This is a genomic window from Flavobacterium sp. GSB-24 (genome assembly GCF_027924665.1).
Taxonomy (GTDB): Bacteria; Bacteroidota; Bacteroidia; order Flavobacteriales; family Flavobacteriaceae; genus Flavobacterium.
The window spans coordinates 2,132,566-2,149,741 of record NZ_AP027043.1 but is presented as its reverse complement, the minus strand read 5'-3'; the positions used below and the strand labels follow the sequence as shown (position 1 = coordinate 2,149,741).

General features: G+C 33.4%; 4 protein-coding genes. All 4 read left to right on the top strand.

Going from position 1 to position 17,176, the window contains the following annotated elements; all coding sequences use genetic code 11:
• Positions 1 to 329: 329 nt before the first annotated feature.
• The 4 genes from QMG60_RS09470 to QMG60_RS09455 all read left to right on the top strand — a co-directional run bounded on the left by QMG60_RS09470 (position 330) and on the right by QMG60_RS09455 (position 17,113).
• A complete protein-coding gene (locus QMG60_RS09470; RefSeq protein WP_281867622.1) occupies positions 330 to 2,090 on the top strand; it encodes a hypothetical protein in 1,761 nt (586 codons plus the stop codon).
• Positions 2,091 to 2,362: 272 nt separating this feature from the next.
• Positions 2,363 to 3,415, top strand: coding sequence for a hypothetical protein (locus tag QMG60_RS09465; RefSeq protein ID WP_281867621.1), 1,053 nt, complete (start codon positions 2,363 to 2,365; stop codon positions 3,413 to 3,415).
• Between the two features lie 441 nt (positions 3,416 to 3,856).
• On the top strand, positions 3,857 to 11,260 hold the full coding sequence (locus QMG60_RS09460; RefSeq protein ID WP_281867620.1) for a hypothetical protein: 7,404 nt from the start codon (positions 3,857 to 3,859) through the stop codon (positions 11,258 to 11,260).
• Positions 11,261 to 11,290: 30 nt separating this feature from the next.
• Positions 11,291 to 17,113, top strand: coding sequence for a vWA domain-containing protein (locus QMG60_RS09455; RefSeq protein ID WP_281867619.1), 5,823 nt, complete (start codon positions 11,291 to 11,293; stop codon positions 17,111 to 17,113).
• The last annotated feature ends 63 nt before the right edge of the window (positions 17,114 to 17,176 follow it).

The window sequence follows — 17,176 nt, the reverse complement described above, 5'->3', positions numbered from 1 at the left end:
ATTTCTTATATTAGCTCAAAAATAATAAATGAGCAGAAAATACAAGTTTGGAAATAAAACTGGAACTTACTTTATAAGTTTTGTTGCTATTTACTAAATAAAAAAACAACTCAAAGACAAGAATCTTTGAGTTGTTTTTAAAATTAAAGATCTTCTAAGAAAACCCAAAAATTACATTTTAAAAACCAATTTGGAAACTTAAAACTATAGGTTTCCCTACTCTTCTATTGTCTTTATTTAAAGTCACATCAAAACAATATTTTTTTGTTTTGCAACCACATACAACAAATACTACCAATGATTTTAACCCCATAAAGAATTAATTAAAAATGAGTACAAATCATAACAGAATTAAAGTCGTTGATTTAGAAACAAATGACCCAAACAAAATTTTAAAAACCAACCAAAATGGTGAATTGGAATTTAGCGATGTAGAAAATAATTTTCAGCCAAAACTTGATGATGCAAATTTCGGCGCATTCCAAAACTCATTACAAACTGTCAACACAATCGCTGACACAGACAAAATGCCCTTTCTAATTGGTTCTCTAGCCCGAATGATGACATGGGCAAACTTTAAATCTCTATTTAAAACGGTAGGAGGAAATTCAATATTTGGAAGTGGTAATATTGCAACACCAGACATGGACACCACTACAGCTCAAACGGTTTCTGGAGTAAAAACTTTCCTGAACTTAATGTTAGGTTTACGAAACGCAGCGAACACTTTTACATCATTTATTGCAAGCACTGCTACAGCATCAAGAACCTGGACTTTCCCTGATAAAAACGGAACTGTTGCAATGACTTCCGATATTACTAGTGTAATCAATGCAGGGACAACTAACCGAATTGCTAAATATGTAGGCTCTACAATTGTTGGAAACAGTAGAATTTTGGATGATGGTAGTTTTGTAGGTATTAGTACAATTAACACTCCTACAAAAGACTTAACATTTGGTAATCAAAACGATAGGGAAATTGGGATCGAAGAATCTAATAATACAACCATAGGTCGGGATTTAATATTGAGTGCAGGTAGAACCATCAATTATGCACCTACATCATTTTTTTCATTAAATACAGGAATAACATCCTATTTTAAACAAGTAGCTACATCAACACTAGGTAATACTTATGTCTTGGATAATTATAATGCTATATATGAACAAATAGCTGGAACTGGAATTTTTACGCCTTTATTTAATTTTGGCAATTCTAATAAATGTTCATTTTCAATATCTCCAACTAATAAGCTATATGTTGTCAATACTGTTTGGAGTGGAGGAAATGGTAATGTAGTCTCAAAAGCGAATATTACTGGGGCTGCCAATTTAGAATATTCATTTGATAATACAAATACACTTGCATTTATAAGCTGTCATTCTAATGGTAACGTATACCTTGCAATAATGGGGGGAAGTATTTTCATGCAGACAAACCAAACTGGTGCATTTAATTCTTTAGGGCAAACCCCAAGAGCATGGACAAGTATTAAATGTATGCCTAATGGTGATGTATATGCTACAGTATCAGGAGGCGATATTTATAAACAAACAGCGGGAACAGGAAATTTTCTTCCTACTGGTCAAACTTCCCGAGGATGGACAGGCATTACTGGTTTACCCAGTGGAGATGTTTTTGCTAGTGTTTATAATGGTGATATTTATAAACAAACAGCGGGAACAGGAAATTTTCTTCCTACTGGTCAGACTCCAAGAGCATGGACAAGTGTAGATACTCATGTGAATGGGAATATATATGCAACAGTTGAGTCTTCAGATGTATTTTATCTAGCCATTAATCAAACAGGTATACCAAATCTCAATGGAGGTACACAAAAAATAAAATCTGGTACAGGAAAAGGAACCGGAAAAAGCCGTGTAGAATTTTACACAGGACAAAAAACTGTGTCAGGAACTGATATGCAAGTTGAGAAAATGCGAGTTTACCTTGATGAGAACGGCAATTTTGTTTATCTCACACCTCCAAGCTATGCAAATGATTCAGACGCTGATGCAGATTCAAATCTTCCCTCAAAAGCTTTTTATAAAATAGCAGGAAATCGTACCATTTTTCAAAAACCGTAACGTACAAAACCACTCCAACCTAATTATTCGCTTTTCTAAAAGTCATCCTTACACCTTACATACTTGTTTTTTACAAGACTGTAAAACAAAAATCTATTGTGACGCCACTAACACAATTTTTAAACAATAATTTTTCAAGTTGCATTGCACATCATACAAGATTATCAAAAAGTCTTTTTGAGGTATACTTCAGCTTGAATTAATTACGGTTACCCCTAAAATAACTGAATACAAGCCTGTAATTTTTAAAACCCGTAAATAATTAATTAAAAATGAGTACAAATCACAACAGAATCAGAGTGGCAGATTTAGAAACAAATCAGCGTAACAAAATTTTAAAAACCAATGAAAAAGGTGAATTAGAGTTTAGCGATCTAAACAATCTCCAAACAGAAAATTATAATGCTTTAGATTGTACAACCGAAGGAAAAGCATTAGATGCAAGACAAGGAAAAGTATTAAAAGATTTGGTAGAGCAAGCAGATAGTAACAACATGAAATTATCTGGAAATCAGACATTTTCGGGTGTAAAAACTGCAACAAATACTTCTTATCCACAAAATGCAGGAATTGTAATTAATAATACTTCTGACAATAACGATTCAAAAAACATTGCTTTATCTTCAAATTTAGGGACAAGTTTGTTTTGCGACAACACAAAAGGAAAAGCTATCTTATCTCAAACCAATTCTGGTTATGCCGGGCATTTCTATTGTTACGGTAATGGAATTGCTTTATATGTAAACTCTCCTAATTCAGCTAATAAAACTGTCTTAATTACAGGTAATACAAAGACTGACAATGTTAATATTTCAAACGCTGGAACAGGAGCAAATATTAAATCAATTTCAACAGGAACAGGTTTAGTTTTTGCGGGTAGTAACGGAACCGATACTACTTCTACAATTAGCAAAGAGGGAAATATTACTGCAAAATCACTTGAGCTTAGTGCTGGAACAATTGAAAAACCTGCGTTAGTGATTCCTAATGGTGCTTTGACAAGTATACCTCAAAACGGTGCTATAGAAAGAGATTCAAATGGTCAATTGTGGGAAACAATTTCTGGAAAGAGATACAAATTACTTAGCACAAAAGATACTTCTTTATTTGTGACTAAAGAAGATTTACCAACAGATATTATAAATAACACTTTACAAATTATACCTAGAACATCATCTCAATTGGATAATCTTTATCCTGATGTAGCAGTTGGAACCTATGTTTATTTCACTAATATTCGTCCAGACCGACCAAATTTCCCAGCAACTTATAGAAAAACTACATTTGGATGGATTCTAATTGAACTCATAGAAATATTATCATAAGCAATATCACATTGGTTCTCCATTTCTTAGTAAATGCAGCTTATAAAAATAGCTCAAAGATTTTTGTCTTTGAGCTGTTTTAAAAGTCAATTCTAATTTACTCCTTAAATTTCCTCCTCCTTTTAATTTTTCTTAAATCAAAACGAACCTCATCCACTTCCTTTACAACTCTGTAAAGCCTCAGAACATCCATGTTAAACCACTATGCATCTGCTTTTTAAACCCCAATTTTAGACAGATCTTTACACTGTAATAAAGAAAAACACTTCAAAAACAATTCAAATCAGGCTGTTTTTTGAAACATCTTTTTGAACTCAAAAAACATAAAACTGAACAAAAACTAATGACCGTTTTAATCATTTGCAAACCCTGTTTGTTTTACACCCCCAACTTAATCATGCCGAAACACGAACCAAAATAAAGTCAAAAACAAATTAGAATATGCCAACTAATCCAATTCCTGCAGCAAGATATTATCCTCGATTATCGGAGGTTATTACTGTAGACGACTTACCCGAATTTCTATCATTTGTTGAAAATGGTCTAAATTCTATTTTCGATAAAATACATTATAAAAATTTACAATATTCAAAAGGATATCGAGGTGATTCTGCTTTTTACAGTCTTGATATTGTAACCAGCAGTCAACTAGCGCTTCCGCTGCCATTTGATCTTAAACTTGTCCTTAATCCAGATTTAAAAGACGGAGATCAGTCTATTTCATCGTTTCCAATTACACTGGAATATCAATGGGAAATTTTAGCTTTTTTAAAAACATTTAGCTCCAGCAGTTTTTCTTTCTCTATACAGGATTTTTATTCTGTAGGTCTTCAGGTTTTCCGCATCAGCGAAGAACAAGTGATTGCCCACATGATGAATATTTTTGTTCAAGCCGAAGAAGGAAAAACCAAATACGAACAGCTTTTAGCAGATATTAACTCTTTAGATGAACTAAAAGAAGATCCAACTTTTGAAGAATTAGGATTTGGAGAAGATGTTGAACAATCAATCGATAGTATTATCACATTAATCAACAATAATAATGCAATTACAAAATCGATTCCGTTATTATTATTTGGTGTTTATATTGCTAAAGCAGGTTTCACAGTAAACGAAATCAAGCAAAGATTACAAGATTTTTACAACATTGTAGCTCCAGACGGAATCGAAGCTCATATTAAGAGAATCATTACTCCAAAAGCCAAAGCCACATTAGAATTAAGTGCTGGTATCGAATTCCCACAAAGCATTCTAAAGCCTGTTGAACCAGACGGCTCTGCTTTTCCAAATCCAGCAACAAAGTCCACGTTCGTGTTTGCCAAAGCGCAATTGTATGCAGATACAGAAGCTGGTATTGGTTACCAGGCAGAATTAGGAGGTTCATTAACGCCTTCAAATGCCATGATTGGTAATACAGGTTTAATACTGGAATTAGATACTTTAAAAGTCGATTTAAGTAAAAAAACAAACATTCCAGAAGCAGATGCAGACGGACGTCCGAATGATTTCGTTGGCGTTTATGCCCGCGCAGCTTCTGTTAAACTACCTTCAAAATGGTTTTATTCGAAAGACGATCCAGACAATCCTTCAACATTAAAAATTGGGGCTTCAGATTTGTTAGTGGGTTCTGGTGGTCTTTCTGGAAATATTTATCTGGAAAGTGTCCCAGCTCCAAAAAGTGGTTCATTTAATTATTTTAATGAAAAATTCGATTTCTACTACCCCATTACAATGTTTGAAAAAGACGAAGTAAATGGTGTTGTAAATGAAAAAGAAATTGCTGACTACCCTGCTTTGCTTGTTTATTTGCAAAAGTTATACGCAGCCAAATTACCGTACGTTTTTAAATTTCCATTAGCATTAAAAACAAAAGCTGGATTACAATCTTCAGTAATAAATGCGAATACAGATTATTCTTTTAGCAGCGCTATGGATTATCAGGCATTTTTGCTGGAAATAGAAGATAATACTCTTTGGAAAACTATTGGTTCTTCTGAAAAAGGTTTCAAAGTAGGTTTCAATAAATTTGATATAACTTTCAAACAAAACAAAGTTGTCAGCTCTAATATTAAAGGAGCTTTAGAAATCCCTAAACTTAAGGGAGAAGATAATAATGCATTAAAGGTTGGCCTCGAAGGTCACTTATACGATGATGGAGATTTCAATCTTACAGCTTCATTTGCTAAAGATAATAAGCCAAGAGCAAATCTATTTGATCTTATAAACATAGATTTTAACAGTTTCGAGCTTGGTAAACAAGACGATGATTACTATTTAGGCACATCTTGTTCTGTTTCTTTTCCTAAAGAAACTTTAATGGGCAGTTTATTAAAAGGAAAAGGCTTTGAAGTTGAAAAACTTCGTGTTTACAGCGATGGAAACATTGAAGTCGAAGGAGGATCAATTCCTATTCCGATTAGTCTTTCTGTTAATTTGGGTCCTGTTCAAATGGCAGTTACCAATATTAACTTTGGTTCGACTCAAATTAACGGCCGTAAATATAATTTCTGGGGATTTGATGGTGCCATTAGTATCAATCCGCTTGGAGTAGATGCACGTGGTGAAGGTGTTAAATATTATTATGCTGTTGATGGAGGTTCAAAAGATTCATTTATCAGAATTCAAACTATTGAAGTTGATTTAATTATTCCAGGAACTGCTACAGAAGCTTCTGCTATGGCTATTATCCACGGTATGATTACGCTTCCTGAGCCTGGTAAATCTAAGGAGTTTATTGGTGAGGTTGGATTAAAACTTCCTAAAGCAAAAATTTCAGGAAGTGTTGGAATGCGTTTTATGCCCAAATATCCAGCTTTTTTAATCGATGCTAATATTGATCTACCTGTTCCTATTCCACTTGGATTCCTGGCTATTAATGCTTTTAGAGGATTATTAGGATTTAGATATGTTGCCACCAAACAAGCCGCAGGATTAACAAAAGACGATTCTTGGTATGACTTCTATAAACATCCAAAGCCGGGTATTAACATTAAAAAATTCAGCGGACCGCCAGATTCGATGGAATATGACACTCCATTTTCTATTGGAGCCGGAGCTACTTTCGGTACAGTTGCAGATGGCGGTCATGTACTCTCTTTGAGAGCAATGCTGCTGCTGTCTCTGCCTACTTTGTTTTATATTGAAGCAGGGCTTAATGTTATTTCGGGACGTTTAGGACTTATTGAAACAGATCCTAGTAATCCGCCATTTTTTGCGATGGTTGCCTTTGGTGATGATTCGTTAGAATTGGCAGCTGGAGCAGATTTCAGCATTCCAAAAGACAGTGGTCAAATTATTAAACTTCATGCACTATTAGAAGCTGGGTTCTTCTTTAAGAATCAAAAGCCTTGGTATGTAAATCTCGGAAGCAAAAAAGACCCTATCACAGCAGAAGTCTTAACCTTATTTACAGCAAAATCTTTTATTATGATTTCTGCTCAGGGAATTGAAGCCGGCGCAAGATTAGATTTCAAATTGCAGCAGAGTTTTGGTCCCGCCAAAGTTAAACTTTGGGCGTATTTGGAACTAGGAGGCAAAATTTCGTTCAAACGTCCTCAAATGGGTGGTTATATTACTGCCGGCGGAGGAATCCAAATCAAACTTTTGATTATTAATGTAGAAATTGCTTTAGATACAATATTCTCTGTAGAGTCCTTTAAGCCGTTTTTAATTTATGCAAAACTGGAATTAAGTGTCCGAGTAAGAATTGGTTTTGTAAGAGTTCGTAAAAACTTTAAAGTTGAACTTCAGTGGGACATTAACCGAATTGTAGATCGTACGCCATATAGTCCGCTGCCAAAAGGAACAGTTGGAGATGGTGAGGACGACAGAACTTTAGAGAACGTAAAAGGAGTTCATATGTTAACCAATCAGGCATTTGCTCTTGATTATTTTAAATCTATTGGAGATAAAAATTACGATAAAGATAAAGTCTTTGCGAATGGTACTCCAAGACCCGAGTTTATATCCGCAGTAATTCCTTTAGATACTTATATCGATATTAAAATGGCTAAAGGTGTATTGCCTAATCCTGAGTTATCTAAAAAAATTGGAGGATATACCGCTGATGCTAAAAATTATACAGATAAGATGCCTCCTGAAGAGACATCGAAAGCGGGTAGAAAATTGCGTCAGGTGAAACATGAATACGGAATTAAATCAATCAATTTAAAATCTTGGAATGGTTCTGCATGGGTAGATTATAATCCTTTTGAAGCAGTTGTATTAAAGAAAGAAAGAACCAATGATTTGAAGAGTTTACCTTGGGCACATTGGCAGAAAGCAATTGACCAATATGATTCTATTCGTGTATTAGCAACCAATCCGTTTTCTTTTTTAAGCGCAGGAGAGCCTGGATGGCATATTCCAGAACAATTAGGAATTACACCATCAAGATTATTTTGTGCCTCTTCTGAAATCGAAAAACAGCATACAGATTTCCTTAACAAGCAAATAGGGAAACGTTATTATGTGCCGATGCAGTATGAAGCAGATAAAATCAATGGATTATTCTTCAAACTTCTTGGTGAACTTCCTGAAATTACAGCAAATAATACTCTTGAAGGCGGAGATTTCATGAGTATTACAAGCGATAGAAATCCTTTTGGCTACAATAGATCTTTGTCATTTAGAAATGATAACGAATTAGAAATTATTTTCCCTGAATCAGCAATTGATCCTACAATTAAGCTAACAACTCAGGCAAAAGAAGTCGTAATTTCTGCTTACCAGTCTGTAATTGAAGATGGCGAAAAACTAACATCTTATATCCCTGTTCGTTTTAGAAAAACCGGAACTGAGCTTTCAGAACAACAAACTTATACCAAAGCAGAATTTTTAAATGAGATAACTTTATATAGTGAAGAGGTTGATGACCAGAAGAAAAAGATCGATAAAATTGTAATTAGTCCTCTTTCTGCAAATGCAAAACGTATTAAAGAAATTAGAAATGAAATTGCAGCATTATTTGATGAAACTTCTTATGATCTAATCGGAGAAACTGAAATTAAATTGACTGATCCAGAAAAGATTGATAAATACAATTCTCTTTTAGCCGATTTAGAGATCTTAAAATTGAATGCCGGAAATGACAATGCTAATTCTGGAGGTAATCCAAATGCATTAACTTTTACGCATTATTACGGTTATAAAGGAAGAATTTCATACGTTTTTGATCAGGTAATTAAATTTAATGATTCTTATGTAATAACATTCCACCCTGAAACGAATTCAAAAACTACTATTCTGTTACAAGTTAATTCAGAAGGTAGTATTATTAGAGAGCGTTTGATTAACGGCATTGTTACTTCTTTACAAGTTGTAAATGGTAATTTATTAGTAACTCAGGCTTTAAATGCAGAACAATGCAAAGGAATCGGAGAAGCAACTGTTGATCTCGATTTTATTGTAGGGTGCCTTTCTCCTATTGCAGCAACGGCAATTGTTGAAATGGATGAAGAATTAAATCCAATCTTGGGAACGCAATATTTGAACACTTATTCTTTAGGATTTAACAAAGTATTGCCACTAACCAGAAATGATTTGCTTTGGATAACTACATTATCAAATGAAACTCAGATTTACTGGATTAAAGGAAGCGATCGAACAATTGTTTATCATTCTAATATAAACAACGAAGTAATTAAAGTTCTTCAGCATAATGATACCGAGTTTAGCCTGATCACGAAAGATAAAAAAATCATCCGTTTAGGTATTAACATCTCTTCAAAAGTTATTACAGTAACCGACACAAAGGTACTTTCAAATACTGAAATTGTTGAAATTGTTGATGCAATGACAACGAATAACAAAATTTTGCTTTCGGTTAAATTATCGAACGATAAATTTGGTTTAGCACAAATTGATGGTAATACTGTTTCACTGGTTAAAAATGATACCATTTTTGATTCAGCTGTTTATTTATCAAACAATGCATTAAATAATAATTCTATTGTCGCTTACAATGCACATTATTTGTTCGTATTTAATGAAACATTAGGTCTTACAAGATTAATTCAGAGAGAAAGCGATATTACAAATGCTTCTATTATTCAGGTTCAAAATGAACCTTCTGTAAATGAGATCATGATGCTTTCTGCTAAATCAAACGAAAAAGGAATTTATTTTTCATTATTCAGTGATGCATTTGATAATTGTTCTTTATATCCTGCTGCTAATGTTACAGTGACAACATCAACAACTGCTTTAACAAACGGAAGTATTAACATAACCGCATTAAGCTCAGTTACCGGATTAGATTTTACAAGAAGTCTTAAAAATTCAAAAATAATTACGACGGATAATGTCATTTGTTCGAATACAGAAAGCTCCGAAGATCCTGAATTAGATTACACGACTTACATTCAAAGTGTAGAATGGCTGAGCAAAGAAGATTATTATCATAATAAAACTATTCTGGATATTCCGGCTGTAGCAGAGCAGTTTCAAGCAATGAAAGCAGCGGTCGAAAATACGGTACAGCCAATTTGGAGACCTAATACAACCTATTGTTTAGATTTTACATTAACTGATACTGTTGATGATAATAAAAAGACCCCAGCTGAATTTAAATATTATTATGGTTTTAAAACACTTGGACCAATCGGACATTATCCTGTTCCAGATCCTGTAACGCCAGAAAACCAAAATCCACCGGCAAAAAATGAATTGACAGAATTGTCTAAATCTCCATTAACATCATTAAGAAGTTATCTGGATTATAACCGTTCTTATCCAAATGCAGATGGAAGTTTACTGCAGTCTAAACCTTCGTTCTATGGAAATAAAGAATGTACTATTTCTTTATTCTTTAACAGTCCGTATACTTCTCACCTGTTTAAAAACTGGGCTGAATATGATAATGGCAGACCTGAAATTAAAGGAGCATTAAATCTTTTCATTAAAGATCCGCTGACTGATTTGTTGATCGAATTTCCAATGAAGGAAATAGTAGAAGGAGAAGAAGAAATTATCTATCCAAAACCAGAGGGCGTAGATGATGAAAGTGAAAAATGGACCAGCGATAACGATCCAAGAATTCCAGCAGGCATTCAAATATTAAACAATTTTATTAAAGATACTTCTACAATGAAGTGCAGCTTAGAGTTAGGAGATCCTTTAAAACCAAAATCATTAAAATACAAAACGAGTTTAACCAATTTAAAGCCTTCTAAACTTTACACCGTTTTAGTCAATAACTATTTTGATGGTGCTCAAATAGGAGTAACAAGTAAAAGCAAAAACATTCTGGTACATCAATTTGGATTCCAGACATCTCGCTACAAAGATTTCCAAGAACAGGTTCAGAGCTATTTCTTAGATGAAGAAAAAACGAAAGGTGCAATGTATGATGTAAAGGTCAACATGAATCAAGATCGCATTGATGCTTTGTATTATTTAATCGCTCCTAAAAGTGAAAACATTACAAATGCTTTAAGTGATTCTATTGCTGCCAAATATCAGCATTTGTTTGACCGTGCTATTGAAGGAATTTTAAAATTGTCTCCTCTTGATCCTGCTCAAAATACTGAGGTAAATAGAATTATTGATACGAATTCTGGAGAGACCATAGCGCTTTTAATTCGTAATCCTGAGCCATTTAATATTCCGAAAATGCCATTAGAAGAAATTCAAAATACAATTGCAGTACTCGATGGAGCTGGAAATCTAAAATCTGAATACAGTGTGCTGCATTCAAAAGATTACTCTCAGGCATTAATAATGCACAGAGACAAAACAATTCCAGCAGAAGAGTTGAAAATCAAATTTGAATACAAAATGTGGAATACTGAAGGAAATGGAACTTCTGTAACAAACATTCTTGACACACAAATACTGCCATTATAAAATATAAATCTTTAAAAAATAAGACAAAAAATGAGTACTATAAATCCTCAAGAAAGTCAACTCTCGGGTTGTGAAACTTATGTAGCAATTGTAGTCGATGAATCGGGTTCAATCAATGGAAACGAAGCACAGCAGATTCGCTCAGGACTGACTTCATTTATCAATTCTCAGGCGCAAAGTAAAATCACCCTTTCATTAATTGGAATGTCTAACAGCGATACTGCTGTTAGACAAGATAATGTTATTCAGAAAAAAATTTCAAGCAATTATCAGGACTTTAAAGACTGGATTGATTTATATGGCAACGGAAGAGCTTACATACAATCTGATTACTGGGCATCTGGTTTAAATGCTGTTAAAAATCTGTTGGTTACTCCAGATATTGTTTTTGTAATTACAGACGGTATGCAGGTCAATAATTCTAATTTATTGAAAAGCCTATTTACTGATTTAAATCTTAGTTCAAAAGTTTTTGTGTATGGAGTTACAAGCTCTGCTGAGAATATTGACGAGTTGACAACGCCGCTGGCGAACTTTTTAGAAAGAACACCAATCTCTAAAAATGACAATGTTTCTGCGATGAATTCTGATTATATCAGAGTTTCAGATTTTAGTACTTTAGGAATTGAATTAAATAAACTTGCAGACGATTTATCTAAATTTCAAATAGGTTGTTTCCCTAATGTAAGCATTGTTGATAACAAGTTGATTTATCCTTCTTTGAAGAAAGGCACGCGAATTAGCCAACCATGCGGAACTTTGGTTCTTACTAACAAAAGCCGAGTTCCTCTAACGTTAAATGCAGGTACAAAAATTCATAGTGAAAATAATTTAAACGGACTTGTCTTTAAGCTTCAAAACTCGGTTACAATTCCTGGAAAATCTCAAATGGAAGTTGCTGTTCAAATTGAAGGCCGACCTCTTGCTCTTGGTGTTTTTTCAGCGCTTGTAACTTTAAATAATGTCAAAAATCCTTCAGGAATCAGTATTAAATTTAATATTGGCAGAACGTCATCAATAATTGATATTTCATCAGAAAAAACAAATCTGCAGTCTACCTATTTACAAATTGCCACAGCCGGTTCGAGAGGAATTGACAGTACGAAAGGAATTCACCTTCGCTGGATTCTGGCAGGCAGATTAGGAGAAAATCATCTTCCAAAAGGAGAATTATTTAAAGGTGACAATTCTAGTTTAAGTTTTAATAAACCGAATGATTTTGTAAAAGTATACAGAGCACCTTACACAAAAGTCAGTCAAACCGTAAATCTAACCCAAAATCCTAATGTTGTCGACAACAAAAAGGCGCTTTGGATTTATAAAACAACAAATCCGCAGAGATCTGTTTATATTAATTTTCAAAATAAAACAAAATATAAAACCGTTAAACTTAGCATAGATCCACTAACAAATCCTACTGCTTTTATGCAGGCTTACGGAAACAATTTGATTGAAATTGAATCTAAAACAGATTTGTTTTTTGCTGCAGAATTGGATTTTTCCTCTTCAAATATTTCAAAAAATGTCAAGCTTGAAACTTTATCTGTAGCCGAAAATAAGATTATGGCTTCTAAAAGAGTTAGCAATCGTAAATCTTATTCTTCACAACAATTAAATAGTACTATTCGATTAGTTGCCGAAAATGGCCGAAGTATTCGCTTTAAAGCAAATAATTGTCTTTTAAATACAATTCAATTTGAGTTTTATTCTGATTTCATTACAAATGCTAATGCTAACGGAGATTGGAACTTAAAAGGGAATTATGCCTTAAGCACAGAAGACATGACCGTTTTTGGACAGCTAGAACCAAAGCCAAATGCAGTTCATGGAAAATGGTTAAAATTTAATGATGGTGAATATGTAAATATTAAAAATTACAAAGACAAGTGGAATAAACCTACTAACGAAAATGATATTACTGATGAAAACATCAAATGTATTGTATCTAAATACATTGATTTAAGTAAGGAAGGAGATAATCCAACGGCAGAAAAAGATATTCCTTTTGGGGATCGTATTCCTATAAACGAACCAAAAGAAGGAGAAGAACAACAATATGCTGAAAACTTAACTAAAATATCTTATCTGGATCTTTTAAACATTGCTGCAAACGACTACCATGTTGCACGTATGCTAGGATTGGGTTGTATTGATCTTGATGATGAAGTTTTATCTGGAGAATATATTTATTTAACTGAATATACCACTTTTGGAAGTTTGGAAGAAGGTATTGAAGGAACTGAAGTACAACATCTTTCGATGAGTATTCCGACTTCAATAAATACAGAACGAATGCCTCTTCCTGTTCAATTAAGTAAGATTGTTCCTGGATTAAATGTGGACTCAGAAGAAAACCCAAATGCCAGGATTACAGATTCTGAAGGTTATAGTTTTGATGGAAAGAAGAGATATGTCAGCTTATTTATGGATGATGTTTTAGATTATGATATCAGTAAAGATAATAGTGATTTCTTTAAATCTTCAGCAGAGTACGATGGAAGTGCATTTACATTTCCCATTTATTTAGGAATCGATCATAAAACTGAAACAGAATCAAAATGGAAAAGTCCGGAATTATCGCATGATATCGAATACAAAAGTGTTAATCAAAATTTCAAAGAATCGGAATATGAAACCGTTCCGATTATTATTCCTGATGCTGGAAAATCAATTTTAAATGCAGTTCAGGAACAAACAGGAGAACACACTTATATCTATCAGGGATATGGAATTAATATTTTCTCAAGAGCAACATCTGGACGCCAAATCAGCATTAAATCTAATATAAAACCTGCCAATAATTTAATGCCTCCGAGCAACATTAACACACTTCTTGTTACAGAAGAAAAACCGTTAATGTTTACCTCCTTGTCTGAACAGGAATTATTGGGTAAAATTACTGGAGAAGATAAAACATTAGTTAGAATTTTGTTTGATTATTATTCAGCTCAGGAATTATTGAGTTATCCTGTTCCTAGTGAAATTTCTGTTGAAGAAGCTAAAACTAACAAAGAATCTATTTTTCCGGATGATAAGGAAATACTTGCTGACCATTTTAGACTGTATTATAAAGACGGGCTTCCTGAAGTTGAATACGGTCAAATTGAGAGTATTGATAACAAGTCTATAAATAATCTTACCTCTTTTGTTAAAATAAGAGAGTATAAAATTATCAGCAGCGGGCAAGAGGTTAAAATTGGATTAGACAACTCTAATAAATCACGATTTGACGGAGGAATATTAACGATTGGAGATCAAAATTATGTTATCCAGAATATTGAAGTTGTACTTAAAAAAGATGCTCAAAATAACGATGTTTTTGATTATGCATTAGTTGAAGTATTAAAAAAAGAAGTAACCGACAAACTTCATGCTGATGGAGATGCAACAATAGATTCTGAACAGATCCAAAACATTCAGATACCAGAGAGTAGATTGTGTACACTGGTTCAGAACATGCAAACAGATTCTAACTGGCATCAGCCTCAAATTGCTTTTAAAGTTGAATATCCTGAGAGTTTAAATGTCATTCATAGAGAGGTTATTGAACATACAAGTGAAAACGGAACTGATTTACAGCTACAAAAAACAAGAGGACTCTGGAAAAATGCAGTAATAGAAAGGCATTTTGAAGTTTCTTATGAAATGAATTCAGACGGAACGTATAAATTGGATAAAGATGATAATCCAATTGAACTAGCTGAGAAAAAGCATTTAGGATTATACAAAATCATTTTCCCAAATTTTAATTTGCCTCAACATCCTCAATTTAAATCACAAAACCAAAACTCTGTAGAATGGTCTAATGGTATTGTACGATTGTTTACAAAAAGTGCAATGCAGGAAGGAAGTTCTGTTCCTGTAAAATCGAGAAAGGAGTTTAAAGTTTTTAAAACAGAAAATATTGGTACTACTGGAGATCTGGTCTTATATATCGATGATCCTGATTTTAAACTTGGTAATTATTCCACACAAACAATGGCGGATAATTATGATGAAATTATTGGTGCAATAAATGGCCCGCTTAAAGAAGATGACATACGAAATTATGATGATAATGATGTATCTCAAACTGTAAATTATTATCCGAGCTATAAAGTTTATTTATACGCTGATGCAGTTTCCGGAATTACACAAGAAAATGTTCAGCCAAGAGAAAATGAAAGTACGCACTACTCTATCTTCGGAATTAGTACACATGCAAAAACTGGTATTGACTACAAATCGAAGATTAGCATTCCGAGTCCGATGTACGCTGTTAAAATTGAGGAACCGAAAAAACCTGAAGAAATTAGAGGTGGTAGTTTGTATGCAACCCGTCCTGATTTTTACAACCGATCATCTTATACTTTTATTACTAAATACAGTCAGAAACGCAAGCCTTACGGATTATTACATTACAGAGCCAATGATGAAGACTTTTTAAACATTTTGTACCAACCTGAAACAGTGAGTACTATTCGTGAAGAATTAAACAAATTGGGTGGAAATGATGAAATCAGCTTTAATGAAAGATGGAAAGACTTTTTGGATTTTAATGGTCTTGCTTTGAGTGGGCATTATAAAACTTTGCCAGAAAATGAATCTCAAAATTACCAATTTCCATTGCCTGACAACGAAGATTTTATAAAACTGATTAATGATTTTATTGAATGGCACAATAAAGCGCAAGGTACACAAGAGCATACGATAACCTCTATTACATCATTAAATAAGGTTCTAATTTCACAAGGAGTTCAAGATCCTTTATTAGTAGTTCATTTTGTAGAACAAGCTATTCATGCGGCTTTCGTTCCCTTAACCGAAGTACCAGTTGTTTATGAGTATATTAAAGGTAATGACTATGTCCCTGTTAACAAGAAACAAACCATTAAAGATAAAAATGGAAACGCTCTAAAACCTACTGATAATGATTTTGAGATCGCACCAATGATGAAAATCATTAATGAAAGTGAAAACATAGCACAGTTTACCGACTTTAATCTCGATGGAAATTCACAAAACATCTATTTCTACGCTGTTCGCGAAATGGATATTAAGATGAATTTTGGAGAGTTTAGTGATCTTATTGGGCCTGTAAAACTAGTTGCTTCTACTCCGCCAAAAACACCAGAAATTAAGCGAATTATGCCAATTCTGGAAAATCAGGTTTTAGGAATTAAACCAGCAGTTCAAATTGAATTAAATGCTTATCAGCCAGAATATAAAATTAGAAAAATCAATGTTTATCGCGCAAACACAATGCTTGATGCGCAATCGATAAGAACAATGAAATTGGTGAAAGAAGTTTTAATTAATGAAGAAACTTTGTCTGCAGATTTTGAGAATGTATGGAATGTTTATGATGATTTTGAAGATTTAGAAAATGTACCATTTGGTGATGGATTGTTTTACAGGATTACCGTTTCAAAACAAATTGAATATGCAGATTCAGATTCGACAATTGATAATCCTATCATAAGCATCGATTATGCACCATCACAACCGTCAAAAATTACAGCTGTCGTTATTGTGGATAATGTTTCGCCAGAATCTCCGGACTTAGAAGCTTCGGGAGTGCCAACAGGAACAAATGGAGAAATCTTAAAACCAATAGTTTTCAATTGGGAGAAAACAGTTCATAATGGTAAATATCATTTATATAAAATGAATAATCAGGGGAATTGGGAAAAAATTCATGAACTCAAGTCAAACTTAAACGAAGTTATTCTTCCTCTCAACGACATTGAAAAATTTACCGACGAATTAGTAATAAAAACAGAAGATGGAGACCGAATCTATCATCACTTTAAAGCGATTTCTGAAAATTCATCTGGTATGTACAGCAGTGATGAAAAAATCCTAACTCTTTAAAAAACTATTAAATACCAATGAATTACCTCATTGGTATTTAATATCGAGTCTTATCAAAAAACA